This window comes from Moorena sp. SIOASIH, assembly GCF_010671925.1.
In the GTDB taxonomy this organism is placed as follows: domain Bacteria; phylum Cyanobacteriota; class Cyanobacteriia; order Cyanobacteriales; family Coleofasciculaceae; genus Moorena.
Window position 1 is genome coordinate 289,592 of sequence record NZ_JAAHIH010000009.1, and the last position, 19,778, is coordinate 309,369.

The 19,778-nt window shown below is 43.8% G+C and carries 12 protein-coding genes and 1 pseudogene; 9 read left to right on the top strand and 4 right to left on the bottom strand.

Annotation, left to right across the window (positions count from 1 at the left end):
* Positions 1 to 383 precede the first annotated feature (383 nt).
* Both F6J90_RS43955 and F6J90_RS40770 read left to right on the top strand, forming a co-directional pair.
* A pseudogene (locus tag F6J90_RS43955) lies at positions 384 to 2,003 on the top strand (reverse transcriptase domain-containing protein).
* Positions 2,004 to 2,233: 230 nt separating this feature from the next.
* A complete protein-coding gene (locus F6J90_RS40770; protein WP_293107811.1) occupies positions 2,234 to 3,169 on the top strand; it encodes a DUF4351 domain-containing protein in 936 nt (311 codons plus the stop codon).
* A gap of 323 nt (positions 3,170 to 3,492) precedes the next feature.
* Here the strand turns inward: F6J90_RS40770 and F6J90_RS40775 are convergent, their stop codons facing one another.
* Positions 3,493 to 7,896, bottom strand: coding sequence for an SdrD B-like domain-containing protein (locus F6J90_RS40775; RefSeq protein ID WP_293107814.1), 4,404 nt, complete (start codon positions 7,894 to 7,896; stop codon positions 3,493 to 3,495).
* Positions 7,897 to 9,150: 1,254 nt separating this feature from the next.
* Here F6J90_RS40775 and F6J90_RS40780 point away from each other — a divergent pair.
* From F6J90_RS40780 to F6J90_RS40800, 5 genes are all read left to right on the top strand, one after another.
* Positions 9,151 to 10,005 carry an Rpn family recombination-promoting nuclease/putative transposase gene (locus F6J90_RS40780; RefSeq protein ID WP_293107817.1) on the top strand — a complete coding sequence of 285 codons (855 nt, stop codon included), beginning with the start codon at positions 9,151 to 9,153 and terminating at the stop codon, positions 10,003 to 10,005.
* A 309-nt stretch (positions 10,006 to 10,314) separates the two neighbouring features.
* Positions 10,315 to 11,295: a DUF4351 domain-containing protein gene (locus tag F6J90_RS40785; RefSeq protein ID WP_293107819.1), complete on the top strand. Its 981-nt coding sequence runs from the start codon at positions 10,315 to 10,317 to the stop codon at positions 11,293 to 11,295.
* Positions 11,296 to 11,619: 324 nt separating this feature from the next.
* Positions 11,620 to 12,219 carry a hypothetical protein gene (locus F6J90_RS40790; protein WP_293107899.1) on the top strand — a complete coding sequence of 200 codons (600 nt, stop codon included), beginning with the start codon at positions 11,620 to 11,622 and terminating at the stop codon, positions 12,217 to 12,219.
* A gap of 77 nt (positions 12,220 to 12,296) precedes the next feature.
* Positions 12,297 to 13,079 carry an ATP-binding cassette domain-containing protein gene (locus F6J90_RS40795; protein ID WP_293107822.1) on the top strand — a complete coding sequence of 261 codons (783 nt, stop codon included), beginning with the start codon at positions 12,297 to 12,299 and terminating at the stop codon, positions 13,077 to 13,079.
* A 325-nt stretch (positions 13,080 to 13,404) separates the two neighbouring features.
* On the top strand, positions 13,405 to 14,505 hold the full coding sequence (locus F6J90_RS40800) for a heparan-alpha-glucosaminide N-acetyltransferase domain-containing protein (protein ID WP_293107825.1): 1,101 nt from the start codon (positions 13,405 to 13,407) through the stop codon (positions 14,503 to 14,505).
* A 54-nt stretch (positions 14,506 to 14,559) separates the two neighbouring features.
* On the opposite strand, the gene F6J90_RS40805 is transcribed toward F6J90_RS40800, so the two are convergent.
* On the bottom strand, positions 14,560 to 15,294 hold the full coding sequence (locus F6J90_RS40805; protein WP_293107827.1) for a response regulator transcription factor: 735 nt from the start codon (positions 15,292 to 15,294) through the stop codon (positions 14,560 to 14,562).
* Positions 15,295 to 15,678: 384 nt separating this feature from the next.
* Between F6J90_RS40805 and F6J90_RS40810 the strand changes: the two genes are divergently transcribed.
* On the top strand, positions 15,679 to 15,930 hold the full coding sequence (locus tag F6J90_RS40810; RefSeq protein ID WP_008187787.1) for a DUF6761 family protein: 252 nt from the start codon (positions 15,679 to 15,681) through the stop codon (positions 15,928 to 15,930).
* A gap of 165 nt (positions 15,931 to 16,095) precedes the next feature.
* Here F6J90_RS40810 and F6J90_RS40815 read toward each other — a convergent pair whose 3' ends face one another.
* Together F6J90_RS40815 and F6J90_RS40820 are read right to left on the bottom strand one after the other, a co-directional pair.
* A complete protein-coding gene (locus tag F6J90_RS40815) occupies positions 16,096 to 17,328 on the bottom strand; it encodes a glycosyltransferase (protein ID WP_293107833.1) in 1,233 nt (410 codons plus the stop codon).
* Positions 17,329 to 17,693: 365 nt separating this feature from the next.
* Positions 17,694 to 19,019: an MFS transporter gene (locus F6J90_RS40820; RefSeq protein ID WP_293107836.1), complete on the bottom strand. Its 1,326-nt coding sequence runs from the start codon at positions 19,017 to 19,019 to the stop codon at positions 17,694 to 17,696.
* Positions 19,020 to 19,297: 278 nt separating this feature from the next.
* Here F6J90_RS40820 and F6J90_RS40825 point away from each other — a divergent pair, with 278 nt between their 5' ends.
* Positions 19,298 to 19,465: a hypothetical protein gene (locus F6J90_RS40825; RefSeq protein WP_293107839.1), complete on the top strand. Its 168-nt coding sequence runs from the start codon at positions 19,298 to 19,300 to the stop codon at positions 19,463 to 19,465.
* The last annotated feature ends 313 nt before the right edge of the window (positions 19,466 to 19,778 follow it).

A 19,778-nucleotide genomic window follows, 5' to 3' on the forward strand; every position in this document is an offset into this window, starting at 1 on the left:
CGGAATCAGAGGTGAAACAGATTAGCCACACTGCCGCGCTTTAGGGAGACGATATGGATAGATTAACAAAAGTCCTTAAAAAGTGTCTTATCGTCAAGCCGCAATCTGTAAAAATGCGAGACTTCATTCCTTTATTCTCACAGCATCCTAGATTCGATAGCTGTAATCTCTGAGAAGGGAATAGGCAAAATGGACTGTCCTAGAGTCGTCATAACAATCTATCAGGTGGAACAAGTAAAAACGACAGCAAAACCAGGTCTGAGGAACGGTCGAACCCTCAGTAAGTTATGTCAAACTTAATCCCTACTGTCGGATAGGATGCAGTCGGAAACTGGCTGCGGGGTCCAGAATACACAAACTAATGGAAGAGTATAGTTAGACGCATGTCAATAGGATATAGCGAACATTGGAAGAAGCAAAAGTGGAAGAAAATCCGCCAAAACTTATTCCGCCTACAGAAGAGAGTGTATAAAGCAGTTAAAGCTGGTGACTTGAAGAAAGCAAGGTCTCTACAGAAACTGATTTTAAAATCCCGTTCAGCTCAACTTCTAGCAGTCCGACAAGTAACTCAGCTAAATAAGGGTAAAAAGACAGGGGGAATTGATGGCAAGTCAAGCCTAAATTACCCAGAACGCATGAAGCTGGTAGAAACATTGAACCACTACGCCTCTGACTGGAAGCATAGGGGACTACGTGAAATTCCAATCCCTAAAAAGAATGGAAAAGTAAGGATGTTAAAGATACCAACCATAGCCGACAGAGCATGGCAAGTAAGCGCCAAATTCGCCTTAGAGCCAGCGCACGAAGCCAGGTTTAATGCCCATAGTTATGGATTCAGAACAGGTAGATGTGCCCAAGACGTACAAATACAATTGTTTAATAACCTAAGGTCAACGAGCAACGGCATAAAAAAGCGAATAATTGAACTAGACATCAAGAAATGCTTTGACCGCATCTCACACAGCTCCATTATGGATAGATTGCTAGCACCTGCATGTCTAAAACTGGGGATTTTCAGATGTTTAAAAGCAGGCATCAATCCGGAATTCCCGGAGCAAGGAACACCCCAAGGTGGTGTGGTCAGTCCTTTACTGGCAAACGTAGCGCTTGACGGAATAGAGGAAATACACACCAGTCTTAGGTACGCTGACGACATGGTGATAATTCTCAAGCCAAAAGATGACGCCAAGAAAATTCTAGAGAAAATCAAAAATTTTCTGGCAGAACGAGGAATGGAAATCAACGCTCGAAAGACCAAGCTAACCAAAGCGACAGATGGATTCGACTTCCTATGAAGTTACCGTAAGAATAAAGAAGCCTTTACAGGCGACAGACTATGCAAAAAAGGGTTAAAAATTATTAATTAAGGCTTCTTTATTCTAAGGTTTCGTCTCCTGGGGTGGAACTTTCGCGTCCAGAAAAACGGAAAATTCCGGTCAACACCCTCAGAGGAAAACCACCGGAATATACGTAAGAAGATTAAATCCGTAGTCAACAGTTCAAACTATGGTGCCGAAGTAAAAGCCAAAAAGCTAGCCCCAATCATACGCGGATGGCGTAACTACCATAACAGCTGCGACATGAACAGCAGCCGGGATTCACTCTGGTTCATAAGAAAAACCGCAAATCGTAAATTCCGAAAGGAAAGAAAGATAAACCGGTATAAAGCTAATGAACTATGTGAGAAGGGATTCCCAAAGGTAAGTTACAAACAGAACCAACACGTAAAAGTGAAGGGGACTAAATCACCTTATGATGGTGACCTAGTCTATTGGAGCCAAAGGAACTCACGCCTTTACTCCAATGCTACCTCCACAGCCTTGAAAAAGCAAAACCATTCCTGTGGATTCTGTGGGTTGAAGTTCTTAGAAAACGAGTCTGTACACCTTCATCACTATGATGAAAACCACGACAACTGGAAATCAGAGAATTTACTAGCAGTTCATCAGAGCTGCCACCAACAGATACATTGGAGCACTCCACACAGAGGAGAGGATACCTAGGAGCCGTGTGAGGGGAAACTTTCATGCACGGTTCTGTTCGCGCAGCGTCGGCCTTAGCCGAAAGGAGAGATGCCCCGGATAATACCGGGCACCGACTCTAACTAAGGAGCAGGGAGTGTGGGAAGTGTGGGAGACCCAGCTCCCCACCAATCAAATTTTAGTCCGACCCCAGAAACAGCCTTGGGCGTGACTCCTCAGTAATTAATTAGTTTTAATTCAGTAAATTTTCTATGGCAAAACGTGCAGATATTGGTAGCAAACGTCTAATCAGTCTCGCCCCCAATGCCTGGGTGCAATGGGTAACCGGTAATCCCCAAGTGCGGGCATCTCAGTTACTCGATGCTGAATTTCAATGGATTAGTCGGGAAAGCGACGTAATTGTCAAAGCAAAGAGTCCTGAACATCAAGAATTTTTGATTCTCAATGAATTACAACTGCGCTATAGTCAGGCCATGCCTAAGCGCATGCGCAATTATGTCGCTTTAGCGGAGGAGAAATATAACCTATCCACTTATCCAGTATTAATTAACATCTTGCCGCCCCCAGCCACCGTCACCATTGAAGACTGTTACGACAGTGAATTTATGGGACTAAAGGCACATCAAGATTATCGGGTAATTAATTTATGGGAAGTAGAGGCTGAATTAGTATTAGGACAACCTTTGCCTCCCCTATTTCCATTTGTACCAATTTTATTTGGAGGTGGTAGTGAATCGAAATTGCGCTCAGCAGTGCAAGCGCTAAGAGCAGATCAAACTTTGAATCAACTAGAACCATTATTAGCTTTTTTCGCTAGTTTCGTGTTAGAGATACCGTTAATTCAACAAATCATGAGGTGGGATATGACAGTATTACGAGAATCACCCTGGTATCAGGAAATTCTACAAGAGGGTGTTGCTCAAGGCATCCAACAAGGGATTGAACAAGGGATTGAACAAGGGATTGAACAAGGGATTGAACAAGGGATTGAACAAGGGATTGAACAAGGGATTGAACAAGAACGTCGAGGGAGTTTAGAGCGCATCCTTAAACTGAGATTTTCAGAGATTCCTTTAGAGATATCCGTCAGAATTCAAGCCTTAACTCTCGAACAATTGGAAGAGTTGATGGCAATCGCATTAACCGTTAACTCTTTAGATGAGTTTAGTGAACAGTTGCGAATGTAGAATGTAGAATTAAGAATGTAGAATTAAGAATGTAGAATTAAGAATGTAGAATTAAGAATGTAGAATTAAGAATGTAGAATTGGGAATTGGGGGGAATTGGGGGGAATTGGGGGGAATTGGGAATTGGGGGGAATTGGGAATTCACCATTATGCCTTCACCATTCACCATTATTAATTCTTATATTCACCATTCTCCATTCTTAATTCTTAATTCTTAATTCTTAATTCTTAATTCTCCATTCTTAATTCTTAATTCTTAATTCTTAATTCTTAATTCTTAATTCTTAATTCACCATTATAAATTCTTAATTCTTAATTCTGCCTTATTTCACTAAAGCCCGGAACCGAATAAATCCATAGGAATTGGGTGGGTTTCCTGGTGAATCAGCGTTTGGCACATCCCCAACTTCCACTACTACTACTCCATTTTGATTGAAGGTGACATTACATCCCGCTGGCACTGAGGTTCCTGGCCCGTAATACCGACCGCGATCGCTATCGGGAATATTAGTAAGAAAGATGTTGGGTTCAGCTGGACCACCTGAGGCTAGGGGAGTGGTGCTCTGGAACAAAGCAATCCCGACATCACTACTGGGGAAGCCAGCGGTGGCATTAAAGGAGTCTGGAATAAAGGTAGTTTCTCCAGGAACTCGGTCACAGATACGCAGGTTTTGAGCATCGTTGCTGCCATTGGAGAGGAAGTATACTGTATACTCTAACTCATCCCCTGGCATCACTTCCCCAGAATTAATTAATCCCCGCAGATAAACATCAGGATTTGGCCAGTTGGGGTCATTGTCATCAGCAGCACGGTCGGAACCAACGTTATTCTCAGAACTGCCACCATCAATGCCATCGATAAAGGGTGAACCTGATTGTGGTAGCTCTATCCACTCGTTGGTATCTTTCGGTTTGATAGCAGTAATCCGCTTGACCAGGATGACATTGGGCAAGATATTGTTATAAACTCCAACACTAGTTTGGCGTACACTAACCGTATCGGTATCCCTGGTTTCGAGGAATTCTGGACAACGGCCATTGGCATCATTACTAAGGGTATGCTCCCAACAAGCACTAGTATTTCCGTCTTCTCCATTGGGGGTGAGACTAATCGATTGACCAGTGCTTGCCCCATCTAAGTCTCGTTGGTAGGTGTCATCCCACAGATTCAATTCAGCTGACGGTGGAGTATTGATGGCGTTATTGGAGCCATAAGCAATGTAGTCTACAATCTTGAGTTCATCGTCATACAGCCAGATATCTTCTCCAGCATTATTGAGTTTGCCTGCGTTTCCTAACCAATCCTGGAATGCAGCATCGGGAGCTTGATGGTCTGATGTATTGTTGCCAATCCAAATCACAGCATATTCTCCTGGTTGGAGAGTGGTGTTGTTGGGGAAGATATAGGCCGGATTAGCAGCATCACCAGTAATGTTGCCAGTATTATCAGTACTGTTAAAAATCAGGTTGCTATCGGCTAGCCTCCAGTTACTGATATCTACAGCATTATCGGAAGAGTTATAGAGTTCGATGAATTCATCATTAGCCTCAGCACTCCTGCCAGTTTGGGCGTAGAGGACTTCGTTGATAACGATATTTCCGGCTTCCGGTGAAGCTTCTTCCGGAATTAAGCTGTAGGTGTAGGTCACACACAATCCGGCGGTTGCCTCGCTAGTCGAACCAGTAGAAGCGTTATCAGAGTTAATGAAAGTGGCTGCAGAGGTAGTATTCACCCCGATACTGACAGTTTCCACTGGTGATGAGGATCTAATGAAATCAGCTAGGTTAGTGTACTCCTCGGTATAGGTTTCATGGGCAATAATCGTGGGAGTCTTGCCACCGGAAGTGCCGCCAAAGTCAAGATTACCATCAAAGGCTGGTAGATTCAAGTCGGTGGATTGGTTGTAATTTCTGGTGAAGTTGGCGTTAGTATCAGGCAAGGAGACACTGACTTCTCCCTCCTGGTTCACGGTTATTGTTTTTGCCTGGTTTCCCGTATTCTCGTAGATTAACTCTTGTGCAATCAGGGTACTCAGGGTTAGGTCTACCCTGGCCAGGCTACCTTGAGCAGAGTCAAATTTCTCTATGTTCAGGGTTTCAGTCCAATTAGTAGCCTGGCGTGGTATGATATCGCAAGCGACAATAGCGTTGGTTTTGAGGGTAAGTCCAGCATCAATACTGGTATTGTTGTCTCCCGCAGCCAAGGTAAAGGTAGCAGTGCGACCTGTAACTGGATCCGCATCACTGTCTAGGGTTTCATCCCCATCATCTTGGCTAGTGAAGCTATAGCCAACAGCAGGGGAGGTGAATTCAATGATGTAATCCCCTGGGTCAAGGTCGCTGAAACTGTAGTTACCATTGCTGTCGGTAAAGGTGGCATCAACCAAGGTGTTGTCAGATTTGTAGATATTGACTAGGGCGTTGGGAATTCCAGGCTCTCCAGCATCTTGGATACCATCACCATCTAGGTCTTCCCAGACTTGATCCCCTACAGAGGCAGTCGTTGGTGTAGAGTCAGCGATCGCAATTTGATAATCTTCTACCTCACCATCACCCGCTGCACCAGTAGGACTAAGGCCAGTATCAGAACTATACCGGAAACGGGCATAAGTATTACCAACGGTAGCTCCAGCTGGAACAGTTAGGTTTAATGCGATCGCATTTCCAGTTGGACTAACATCGGTAGCAATTTGCTCACCACTATCATCAAAGTCTCCATCACTGTTCCAGTCAATCCAGGCATTAAGTACTCCCGAGCCTGCGGTAGTAATATCTAAAGTGACATTATCCCCGATCGGTAGAGTTTGTCCCTGGAGAGTAGCACTATTGATTTGAACCCCATCATCGGTATCATCGGTAGCGTTATTGTTATTATCCGTGCCATCTCCAAAGCCATCGGTATCAGCTGTTACTCCTGCCCCTAAATAGGTGGTATTGTCAATGGTATGGGATGGACCACTATTAGCGGATAAGGTTTGGTAATCCCCATTACCGGTGCTGGCGGTAGTATCAGGAGCATCACCATAGTCAACACTGGTTGTAGGAGGCGTTACTGTAATTTCAGTACAGTCACCAAATGTCCCTGTATTTGGGTCATCCGACGTCCCCGATGCCTGATTGCCACTGGCTTCCCCTTCATAGTCAATTGAAGCCTGGTTACAAACCGTTTCCCCAGCCGCAGCTGTAACAGTGACCTCAAAGGACATGGTCACCGTGTCGTTAACGTTTAACTGACCCCCCTGGGTTGTGTTTGCCCCCGTACCTACACGAAAGATAACGTTGGTGCCATCAAACTCAGCTTCATCAGTAGCACCATCGGTCTTAGTCACTCCATTAATCTTCAACGATCCCGGTACAAAGGTTGTTCCTGTGGGAACTACATCCGTAATCACTGTGTTAACAGCGTTATCATTCCCTGTATTCGTCACACTAATGGTATAAGCAATCGTATCCCCATTTTGATAACTTGTTTGGGGGGTGGTCTTCTCAAACTGGGTGACCAGATTCGGTTCAAACACCTCCACCCCAAAGAAGTAAACCATAGGCCAGATGCCATCACCTGACGTGGATAGGTTCAAATCAACACTGGTTGCATTGGTCGGAATGACGTTGTTGGTTTCGTTCCAAGCCGTCAGATCCAGAAGATCAATATCCACAACCATGTTGTAGGGATCATTAGGAGTACGACTCGTGACATGGGACCCATACTGAGAAATTGTGCCATTATAAAAGTTATTTAATGGGTTCACGGCGTCGGACACCGGAGTATTATTAATCGACAGTGTATCCCCGGTCACATCCGGCTCGCCATCCCCCGCGAATGCACCCATAAAGACACTAAAGCCTGGTGTGGGCGGCGTCCTTAGCCCAGTTAAGGTTTGGGTATTGCCGGTATTGAACCCTGAGAAGTCGTACCCGTCGAAAACAGTCATATTCCGTCGGGGCTCACTTGGATCTTCGTACACCACGATTAATGACCAACCAGCATTGGGATAGGTAAATCCTGTGCCTGTACTTGCCTGTACATTCGCTAGGGTATAGGTACCACTCCCAGCCCCTTGCACTAAACTTGTCACATCCGCGAAGGAGCTGTATACATCCCAGCCGCTTGTTGCAGAGTTATCAATACTGGTGAACGTATCTGCCGTAACGGTCTGATAGCCTCCCCCTGGCGTAGCTAACAAGGCTTGATTTCGCTTACTGGCATCCGGTGCAGGCGTGGTGGCACCGTCAGAGGTGCCCCCCCAGTAAAGACCTGCAAACAACACATTGGCACCCGCAGGCAGGGTTAAATTGGCAGAGCTAGAGTTAAAGGTACTGGGATCGCTATCAGAATCTAGCATCTGCATTGCCAGACCACCCCGGTTGTTGCCAACATTGCCGGTGGCTAATCCGTTTGAGCAGGATCCATTGGTGCGATCGCAAATCAATGAGGCATTACCAATCGCCGCTATATTACCGGGCACGTCGGCGCTGTAACGCAAACTAAATGGCCTTGGCCCTGTGGCGAGTGACGCATCAATACCAACCTGCCCTGCTACTTCAGTAGGAGTAGACACCAGCAAAGCAGAACCTGTCACCAGGATCGGGAAAGTAGCCTTAACTAGGTTAGTTATGCCCATCAGGTTAAAGCCTAAAGGCTGCCAATCAGAATTTACCTCAGATGCTCCAGAAGAGTCTGAGGAATGGTTTGGGATTTTTTTGAGATAATTGAATAAAAACTTCATAACTGGCCGGAATCAATTAAAGAGAAAAGCTAATTGGTAAATGACCCAATTAGTTTTGATATCAATCAATTATTTAGTTGAGCAACACCGAATAAATAACTAATAATTAATAACTCATAACTCAACACCCAGCACTCAGCACTCAGATAAGCGATTGACCCTAGGTCACGCTACGGGAACGCATCCGAGTTTTCCTGGAAGTTAAACTACTGTGGTGATCGTCGATTGTTTGATTGATGTGGGTATGGCCTAACTCAGATAAGCTATTGACCCTAGGTCACGCTACGGGAACGCATCCGAGTTTTCCTCCTAGTTATAGCGTTTATAGTTGAGATGTAAACATAATTATTGCAGGACTTGGCTTGCATACAAGATGCAAGAGGCAAGATGGGAAAGAGATACGGATTTTTATTTGACAATCAAAAAAGACCATACAGGTTTACATCTCATCTGGAAACGCTCTAAACTACTCTTGTGATCTAGGATTGCTTGATTGATGTGGGTATTGCCTAGAGAGAATTACGGAATTTTTCTCCGGTTACGGAGGAGATGATATCCGTGAATTCCACATCTAGCGGTAAGTTAATTGTTATAGTGCCTAATAGCTGTTTAGTAATTGTTAATTGTTAATTGGTAAGCATTCAGCTATCAGCTATCAGCTATCATCTGATTCCCTATGGGCACTATACTTGAGGTTAATTCAGCCATTGGCCTTTGGAAAACGGCTGAATGATTATGTTAATTGGTAATTTTAAATTATAAGTAATGTCCATGATTAAAGCAATCGACAAATAGCGTTACTAGTAGAGTTACTAGGGAAATCAATAACAGACCTAAGGTTACCGGTAGAGTAAATTTACCCATGAGCAGTAGAGTGTATTATTAAACTAACCGATAGCTATACTTATTGCTAGAGTTACTGAGTAAATCAGCAATATACCTAAGGTTACCGGTAGAGTAAATTTACCCATGAGCAGTAGAGTGTATTATTAAACCAACCAGCAACTAGTGTTACCGGTAGAGTTACTTGGGAAATCAATAACAGAGCTGATCTGATCGGTAGAGTAAATTTACCCATCATCAGTAGATAAGATTATTAAACCAAGCAACAACTAGTGTTACCGGTAGAGTTACTGTTGAAATCAATAAAGTAAATTCCACCTATAATAAAATCAATTAATTTTTGAGTTAACACTGCTTGTTAACTATACTAATCCCTACTCCCTACTCCCTACTCCCTACTCCCTACTAATCATGGCCAAGACACACATCCGCTTTGACTGGGCGATCAAAAAACTGCTGAGGGATAAAGCTAATTATGTTGTCCTAGAAGGCTTTATCACCGAATTACTAGGACAAGAGATTACCATTGAATCTATTTTAGAAGGGGAAAGTAATCGGCTCACCGAAGACAATAAACTGAATCGGGTCGATATTCTAGCGCTCAATAGTGCTGGAGAGTTACTACTGGTGGAAGTCCAAAACAGTTCCGAAAATGATTACTTTCATCGGATGCTATTTGGCGTCTCGACACTGCTCACCCAATATCTAGATAAAGGAGAGCCTTATAGTAAACTAAAAAAAGTCTACTCGATTAATATTGTTTACTTTACTCTGGGGCAAGGACAAGATTACATCTATGAAGGTAAATTAGATTTCCGAGGTCGTCATCATCATGACTCCTTAGGGCTATCCAGCCTACAGAAGGAGTTGTTCAAACTAGAGCAAGTCTACCAGATATTTCCCGAATATTATATCTTGAGAGTCAACCAGTTTGATAATGTAACCAGAAACAGTTTAGATGAATGGATCTATTTTCTAAAGAATAGTGAAATCAAAGAAGAGTTCCAAGCCAGAGGATTAGCCGAGGCCAAGGAAAAGCTAAGGATTGAGAATTTACCCTTACCAGAAAAAGTAGCTTATCAGAACTATCTGGAAAATAAACGGTATGAAATTAGCCTGTTGGAAGGGGCAGAAGCAGCTGGAAAATTACAGGGGAGAGCAGAGAAAGCCATAGAAATAGCCAAAGCTATGAAAGCAAGAGGGATTGATATGGATTTAATCGTGGCAACAACTGGTTTAACTAAAGAAGAGGTTGAGCATTTTTGAATGGTCGCAAAGGAAGTTAATCCTTAGGAATACTAAATAAATCACGAGAATTTTTTACTCTGTTTACTACTACCGAATCCCGACTAACGACTCCAAAATTTCGACTCCAAAATTCCAAAAATAATGGCACATTAATTTTAATTAAACCCTTGATTTTTGCTGAAGTTACTGCTATTATTAAAGGTAGATAGTAAACTAGTGGTTTGACTATCTAAATCAGACGCCCGAACTGAAAGAAGCCAGCGCTGACCTTTCCCAGAGCTGTCGCTGGCTTCTGGCTCCTATGAAAATAGGAGGCTCATCACCATCGTGCCACAACCCACCTCGCCCGTGGGGTGGGCTTTCCTAGGCTCACCCGCTTTATTTGGTCAATCGACTATGGCAAAACCAGCAGATATTGGTAGCAAACGTTTAATCAGTCTCGCCCCCAATGCTTGGGTGCAATGGGTAACTGGTAATCCCCAAGTGCGGGCATCTCAGTTACTCGATGCTGAATTTCAATGGATTAGTCGGGAAAGCGACGTAATCGTCAAAGCAAAGAGTCCTGAACATCAAGACTTTCTGATTCTTAATGAATTACAACTGCGCTATAGCCAGGCCATGCCTAAGCGTATGCGCAATTATGTCGCTCTAGCCGAGGAGAAATACAACCTATCCACTTATCCAGTATTAATTAACATCTTGCCGCCCCCAGCCACCGTCACCATTGAAAATTGCTACGACAGTGAATTCATGGGATTAAAGGCACATCAAGATTATCGGGTAATTAATCTGTGGGAAGTAGATGCTGAATTAGTATTAGGACAACCATTACCTCCCCTATTCCCATTTGTCCCGATCTTATTTGGAGGTGGTAGTGAATCGAAATTGCGCTCAGCAGTGCAGGCACTACGAGCGGATCAAACCTTAAATCAACTAGAACCATTGTTAGCTTTCTTTGCTAGCTTCGTGTTAGAGATACCGTTAATTCAACAAATCATGAGGTGGGATATGACAGTATTACGAGAATCACCCTGGTATCAGGAAATTTTACAAGAGGGTGTTGCTCAAGGGATTGATCAAGGCATCCAACAAGGCATCCAACAAGGGATTGAACAAGGGATTGAACAAGGCATTGAACAAGGCATTGAAAAAAGTTTGGAGCGAATACTAAAGTTACGATTTGGAGATATTCCTTCGGAGATTTCTGTCAGACTTCAATCCTTAAGTCTTGAACAATTAGACGAGTTGATGGGCACAGCATTAACCGTTAACTCCTTAGATGAGTTTAGTGAACAGTTGCCCAATTAATTAAATAGAGCCACACCCTACCTCGCCTGTGGGGTGTTTTTTTCTCGGCTATGAGTTTTGATGCGCTCAATCGACTATAGAAGTTGAAGGTAAGTATTCAGCTATCAGCGTTTCGCGTATAAGCTATCAGCTAATGCGCTACTTGAGGTGCTACAGATGGTGCTTTTGAATAAAACAGGTAAGCATTGGTTTAATCTGAGTTCCCTTAGCTGACGGCTGACGACTTACGGCTGAATGCTTACAGTTGAAGTTGATATAACATTTATCATAGCTATGAGGTACACAGGACTTTTTACCTATTCCCTTATTCAACTCTTTTTAATTATGTTACCAAATCAACAAACAGCATCTGAAACTAACCCTGAGACTAAACAGTATAGCCCTTCTGTATTTCGCATCTCTCCTATAATTCGGATTACCCTAATAACATTTTATTGGGCGCTGTTGATACCATTACCGTTTTTAGCTAAAGTATCATCGACTCCAGTATCGCCAATAGTCCTGTGGATAGGAATTAGCTTAGGATTTCTAGCCCTCTATGGTGCCTTAAGCGAACAGGTGATTGTAGATAACGAAAAAATTCAGGTGGCTTATCCCAATTGGGTGCCCCGATTCTTCCGCAAAGGTTGGGAATTACACTGGAAGGAGGTGAAAGACTTAAAAATGCGCACCACAGGTCAAGGGGGGCTTGTTTACTATTTCGTTAGCCAATCCTCTGACCAAGCTTACTTGCTGCCAATGCGAGTAGTCGGATTTAATCGCTTAGTTAAGTTAGTACAAACCTATACCGGAATAGATACTACCGATATTCGTCCCCTAGCCCAGCCTTGGATGTATCTAATTTTGTTCGGATTCACCCTCTTGCTATTACTTGTAGATGGCTGGACAATAACCACAGCTATTAATCAGGGTTTGATTTATTAATCACAATACCTTGATGCAGCTCCTCCCCATGAGCGACTGCATCAAGACATTGATAATTTTGAATTGGAGCGAAGCGATTGACTAATCCCCTGTTACAGCTCAAACAGGTAAGCCTGACCCTCTCAACTAGGTCTAAAGCGGCTGGAATACCTATATTAAGTGATATTTCTTTCGAGGTCAGCCAATGCGATCGCATCAGCGTGATTGGACCATCTGGTGCTGGTAAAACCTCTCTGTTGCGGCTGTTGAATCGATTAAGTGAGTCCACCCAGGGAACAATTTATCTAGATAATCAGAACATCCGGAATATTCCTGTCCTAGAATTGCGCCGACAGATCATGCTGGTACCTCAAGAACCAAAACTGTTAGGGATGACCGTTCAGGAGGCTCTAGCTTATCCGTTGGTATTGCAACAGTTGCCAAAAAAAGCGATTGGCCGTAGGCCACGCTACGCGAACGCACAACGGACACAAGAGATTCGAGAGAGACTGCGCATCCCAGCGGAGTGGTTAGAGCGTACAGAGTTACAACTGTCTTTGGGACAACGGCAATTGGTTGCGATCGCACGAGCACTAGTTGTCCAACCAAGAATAGTGTTACTCGATGAGCCCACCTCAGCCTTGGATGCTGGTATAGCGTCTCAGGTGATCAGGGTATTTACAGATTTAGCGCTAAAGGAGCAGATCACAATTTTGATGGTCAATCATCAGCTAGATATGGCTGAGTTATTTTGTAATCGAGTATTGTATTTCCAAAATACTCAGTTACTCCAAGACAGTCCAGCTGAGCAGATTAATTGGCAACAGTTGCGAGAGAGATTAGTCCAAGCAGAAGCTGAAGCATCTCAACAGTGGGCTTAATCATTTGTTGACGGTTGAAGGTTGACGGTTATTTGAAATTACTAATTATGTAAGCATTCAGCCGTCAGTTATCAGCTAATGCGCTACAGATGGTGCTACTTGATGTGCTAGCAGGCGCTTTAACTGCACGGGGTAGGAAGTAAAACGAGCAGGGATTTTCAACCAGCCGTACCAGCACCCCCCAACTTGTTTACTACCGACCGTTGATTAGCTGACGGCTGACCGCTGATAGCTGAATACTTACCTAATTATCAATTACCAATTACCAATTACTAATCATCCATTACTAATTACCAATTACTAATTCCCAATTACTATTCCGATCATGCGTCTAACCTCCCTTGATGTCTTTCGAGGTATTGCCATGGCTAGCATGATTCTAGTCAACAATCCAGGAAGTTGGTCTTATGTCTATCCCCCGTTACTTCACGCTAAGTGGCATGGTTTTACACCCACAGACTTAGTATTTCCTGCCTTTTTATTTATTGCTGGTGTAGCAATGGCTTTTTCCTTAGTCAAGTACACCAATAACAACCAATCCCTATCCCAAGGATATTGGCGTATTGGCAGGCGATGTGCCATTCTATTTGCCCTAGGCTTACTGCTCAATGGTTTTCCGACTTACAACTGGGATACTATTCGGATTATGGGTGTCTTGCAGCGCATTAGTCTTGCCTATCTCCTTAGTGCTGTAGCAGTGCTAAATCTAAGACGACGGGGTTTGTGGGTACTGACCGGAATAGTTTTGCTAGGATACTGGGCAGCAATGTCTTTAGTACCAGTTCCTGATTATGGTGCTGGTAATCTCACACCGGAAGGGAATTTTGCTGCCTATATCGACCGTATGGTATTGGGAACAAACCATTTGTATAAACAAGCTCAATTTGATCCAGAAGGACTGTTTAGCACCTTCCCGGCGGTAGTAACTGTCTTAACTGGCTATTTCGTTGGGGACTGGCTACGCCATCAACCGATACAGTCCCGTACTAGTTTGGGATTATTACTATTTGGTGTAGGTTGTCTTGGTTTAGGCTGGGTTTGGGATTTCTGGTTCCCAATTAACAAGCAGTTATGGACAAGTTCCTATGTAGTCTTTTCTGCTGGTTGGTCGATGCTGTTACTGGCTGCTTGTTATGAGTTAATTGAAGTGCGGGGATTTCGCAGATGGGGATGGCCCTTAAAAGTGATGGGGTTAAATGCGATTTTTCTGTTTGTCGCATCTGGTTTAGTAGTTCGCATCCTATATCGAACTAAGGTAGGGACAGGTGATAATGCTCCGAGTACCTATACTTGGATTTATGAAAATCTGTTTCGGTCTTGGGCAGGAGCGATGAATGGTTCTTTGATCTTTGCCATTGTCAATGTACTGTTGTGGTGGCTGATTCTCTATGGGATGTATCGGCGACGCTGGTTGATCAGGATTTAATGGTTAATGGTTAATTAACCAACAACCTCTAATAAATCTTATAACCAACAACTTCTAATAAATCTTGTGAATTGCCAATTCTGTCCCAGGTTTTAGATTATTCTCACTTATGCCTTGATTAAACCGATAGCCAACATTGCGAACCGTTTGAATAATGCTGGGTTGTCGAGGATCGGTTTCTATTTTTTTGCGGAGGGCAAGGACGTGGGTATCGATGGTGCGCGGATTGTCAATCGCATTGGGCCAAGCGCGGCGCAATAATTCAGAACGACTCAAAGCCATTCCCTCTGCTTGGGCGAGTACGTAGAGCAAGCTAAATTCTTGGGGAGTCAGGTCAATAAACTCTTCTTTGAAGCGGACACGACGCTGGACTAAATCAATTTTGAGATCACCGTAGTCCAGAGACAGGGGAGCCACCGTAATGCGGAGGCGACGAATTAGGGCTTCCACCCGTGCCATAAATTCCTGTATACCAAAGGGCTTAGTCAAGTAATCGTCTGCCCCAGCTTTAAGACCAGTAACAATATCTCTTTCACTACCCCGAGCAGACAACATTAAAATTAGAGATTTTCGCTGTTGCTGAAGCCAGCAGCAAAATTCAACTCCATCGCTGTCTGGTAAATCAGAGTCTAGGATAACCAGAGTGGGTTGGCGATGGTGAAATTCTTCCTTGGCTTGATCAAGATTTTGTGATTGATACACCCCATAGCCGGATTTCTTCAGATGCGACCCTAGAAGCGATCGCAAATGAGGGTTTCCTTCAATAATCTGAATTCTAACTGAGCCCACGGCACTTTACAGTCCTCTTAGCCTTAGCCGTTGGGATTTGATTATAGCAAAGGTCAGGTATACATTCTGTAACAACTGCTACTGATCAGACCGATATTGGCTTGGGTTCTTAAAATACGACCTCCTAGTGGCACCCTAATGGCACAAAATAGACCAGGTCAGAGGGACAATAAGGACAATAGGATTTTAATTCACCAGTAATTTTAATTGACCATTTTGTATTTTAGCATATAACATGCAATTTAGTCTAGGTAACATAACAAATAATTGAGAAAAGTATTGAGGACTTGCTACTTTTGCTAAACTGAAGTTAAGTTGGCGTATCCGAGTTTCTACTGAGTGAGCCAATACCGCTACTGTTGATACTCAAAATTTATTAAGACTATGCTGCAAGATCCTCAAGCTATACGCTGCTATCAAAAACTTACTGACTCCCTAGTCGATTTGTGGAATCGAGGTTATAGCTTCGACGAATTGCGGCTATATATCGATGGTTATCTTTCTGCCCTCAAACACACAAATACCCTTGAATCCTATATAACCTACCGCTTAGAAGAAGATGCCATTCGTTATCTTCGTGATCCATCCAACTTTGAGATGGTACCAATGCCGCAGCCAGAAACCGACTACTATTAAACCGTAAACACAGACAACCCCACTCAATCCTATCAAGTCCATGGGATTACTCATCCTATCCGTTAGCTGGTAATAGGCAATTACCCATTACCCATTACCCATTACCCATTACCCATTACCAAAAAGCGATAGGCTATTCTCTTTAGTGATTAACTGGACTTGATATCAGTGGGTTTTCTTAGCAATCTGCTTTTCCCAAATAGCAACTAAATTCTGAACCCTCTGATCCCAACCATACTGGGAAACACACTCCCTACCGTTGCGACCCATTTCCTGTCGCAACGCTGGGCTTTCAATTAGTACTTTGAGCTTGTCGCAGAAATCTTCCTGATTCTGGGGAGTGAACAAAAAACCATTCCATCCGTCTTGGATATTCTCCACTACCCCACCTGCTTCAGGAGCGAGCACAGGAATTCCAGCAGCAAAGGCTTCTAATATAGTTAGCCCTCTAGTCTCCTTTTCTGATGCTGTTATATGAATATCACTGTTGATCAACAGAGCTGGAACATTTTCCGGTGGGACTCTACCAAGGAAGTGACTATTAGGTGTTAACTGGCTTAAGCCGGTAGCAATTTCATCCCGCATCGAACCATCACCAGCAATGATCAGTGCGATTTGCTCACTGTTGACCTCTTGTACAACTCGTGAAAAGGCATTCAGGGTAAATTTCCACCCCTTATCTGGGGTTAACCGACCTAGAAAAATTAACTTAACTTTCCCCTCAACCCCTCTAAGGTCATAGTTCTTTTCGAAAAACTGTTCCTCCCGTAAACCAGGATAGAATTTACTAGCATCAAAGCCAACTAAATTGGCATGTAGGGTGTTTTTAATGCCCAGATTGATAATTTTTTTATGGGTAATCCGACTAGAAACTAGGGTGACATCATAAGAATTATACACTGAAATCAATATGGTTTTAAAAATAAATTTAATTCCAGCGACGACCACAGACGGTAGAGAAAAGTAATCTTCGGCATAGTCGAGAAAATTAGTCCTAAAAAAACTCACACAGGGAATACCAGCCTTTTTGGCAAAAGCCACCCCAGGCACTCGAAAAAAGCCAAAAAACAGTCTTTCTGGTTCATCAACATGAATAATATCGGGCTGGAATTTTTTTAACTCCTGGAGCAGGATTGAATAGGAACTCCTGCGCACCTGACGCTCAAAGTCCAAGTCCATGAATGAGGTACTCGGTAAATTGATGATTCTCACTCCAGGCAGGATTTGACCAGTATAATCTCGCCAATTGGGATAGACATGTTCTAAAGCACTGTAGTCAGGACAAAATAACAAAACCTGGTGTCCCCACTGACTCAGTCGTTGTAGCCTAGATAATCCACTAACTGTTACGCCATCTATGACAGGCAAGAATCCAGAGGTGATAATAGCAATTTTCATAGGTGAATAGAATTATCCCACTCAGAGCGTGTTTAATTTTTAGGGGCAAAGCATTGAGGATGCATCAATTTTTGCATAAATTCTGTCAGAACAGGTCAGGCAAATATAATCAGCAGAGAGAATTGAGGAAGAGCAACACGGTTCAATCTTCTCTATCTTCCCGATATTGCCCTGAACCATGATCAGTATATTTTTGCAAATACTTAACCCATCCCAGAAGTTAGGAAACGTTTCATACCAAATCCGGGTTAATTACCCCCTTTTTAAGCAAAAAGCATGAGGAGCTTTAGGAGCTTCAGGAGCTTCAGGAGAACAGGAGAAAGAATGCTGGAATCATAAAGAGGGTTTTTGGAGCGGATTTGCTATCAAACACTACTGGAACTAGTTAAACCTAAGTTAGGGTGAATCGCATCCGGCAGTTCCTTTTCCACTCGCCGTATGGGTGGATATCGATAAGCGATAAAGCTTGCCAGGATGTTCAGAATTCCCATCAACAGTAACAGCAAGCCCATCCCACGCCCTGGACCAACTCCAATGATATGCCCAATACTACCTGCTAACAATCCATCGGTAGCCATCATCGGTTCTAAAACATGATCGACTAACGGTCCGGTTAGCATGTGGGCAAGGATCAATAACGAGTTTTCGATGGCCAGTTGTAAGGCGAAGACCCGTCCTTGCAGATTAGCTGGGACTTTGTTCTGCCAGATAGTCTGATTACAGCTAACGATAATGGGTTGAGCAAATAAGACACCAAAGGCCCCAAGAGCAGCCAAGCTCACAGAAGCGCGGCACCCACCTAAAAGTAAGAACAAGCCTTGCAGGATTACAAAGCTAAAAATACCGTATATCCTGGGCTTGGGTCCTCCCCAGGTAGTCATGACCAAGCTACCAATCAGCATCCCACAACCGCCAATAGATAAAATCACCCCAAGTTCAGCACTGGAGGCAAAACTTAACACCAGTGGCCAGAACAACACCTGAAGAATACCCATACTGAAGTAGACCACGGCAAAGAACATCAGCAACCCTTGTAGTCCTTGGCGTTTGGCAATGTAACGCCAGCCTGATACTAGATCTTGGCGCAGTTGAGAGAAGTGGGCTTGCTTTTGATGAGTGTGATGGATAGACTGGAGATGGGGAATCTGAATGCTTAGCAATGTCGCTAAGGCAAAGATGAATGTGATGAAGTCTATTAATAGAATTCCCTGCAAGTGGATGGTCTCCAGCAGCACACCCGCCAATGTCGGTCCAAGAATCTTGGCAGTTGCCCTAGAGGCTTGCATCATGCCATTAGCACGGCTAAGATGTTCTTGAGGCATCAGCTGAGTCGTAGCTGCTGTATAGGCTGGCAACTGGAAAGCCTTAAACGTTGAACTGATTGCCACGACTAGGTAAATGTGCCAAATGTCTAACCTGCCCGAGAACACCAGAGCCATAACCACCAGTGTGCTAGCCCCTGCCACGGAGTCGCTGAGAATCATTGCCCAGCGTCTATTCCACCGGTCTACGAATGTACCAGCTATGGGTGAGATTATAATATTTGGTAGGTGAATAAATAAAGAAATTAGGGCAAATTGGGTGATTGAACCAGTGGTCTGGTAAGCCCAAACACCCAGAGCAAATTCGGTAAGATTAGACCCCAGAAGGGATACTAGTTGTCCCAACCAGATCAGAAAGAAAATCTGCATTTATTGTGTCTTTTTCTACTTTACTCGTCGTTATACTCCGCCATCGGCGGGATTATTGTACCTTTTATACATGAATGACTGAACCCCTTACCAGTTCCCGCTAAGCTTACACCTTGAGAGGTAAAACAGTCTAGCTCGGGGAAAAAGACTGTTGTGCGTGGGCTTACTGATACATGCTTACTTATATATCTAGTATGCTGGCAAGTGTTGTTTTTGAGGGTACCCTTGATGAGTACTCTTTGTGACATTTTTGGTTACATTGTGGTGACATTGTCTTGATGCAAAGCGCGAGTGAGGGGACCACGGCAGTTGCTCATGGCGCATGGGTCTGTGTGCGGAACCTGCGTCCGCACCGCTGTTTGCCCCGTGGAGACCACGGCAAAGCGCGAGTGGGGGAAACCCCCTTTGGCCGACTGCCTCCCTTTGACCGCACTGCCTCCCTTTGACCGCACTTGCTCCCCAATGGCTGCGCTGCATCGCTTTTGCCCGACAACCGCTTCTGTGGGTGACATGGTGCTGAATTTGCTGATCAGAATAATTCCGTAGTACCTATCTCAACAGGAAGGAAGACATGAGCTATTGTGGACACCTATCTTTATCTTGAGAAGCTCATAGCCCAGAGCTGACTGCTGACTCCTGACCAACTAGTTACGCTTAGTGTCAAGAAAAGACCAGTGAGCCTGGTTATTAAGAAGAGTTTCAACAGTTAGAATTAAAATTGATGTGATTTCCATTCACTATTATATACTTGATTGGCAA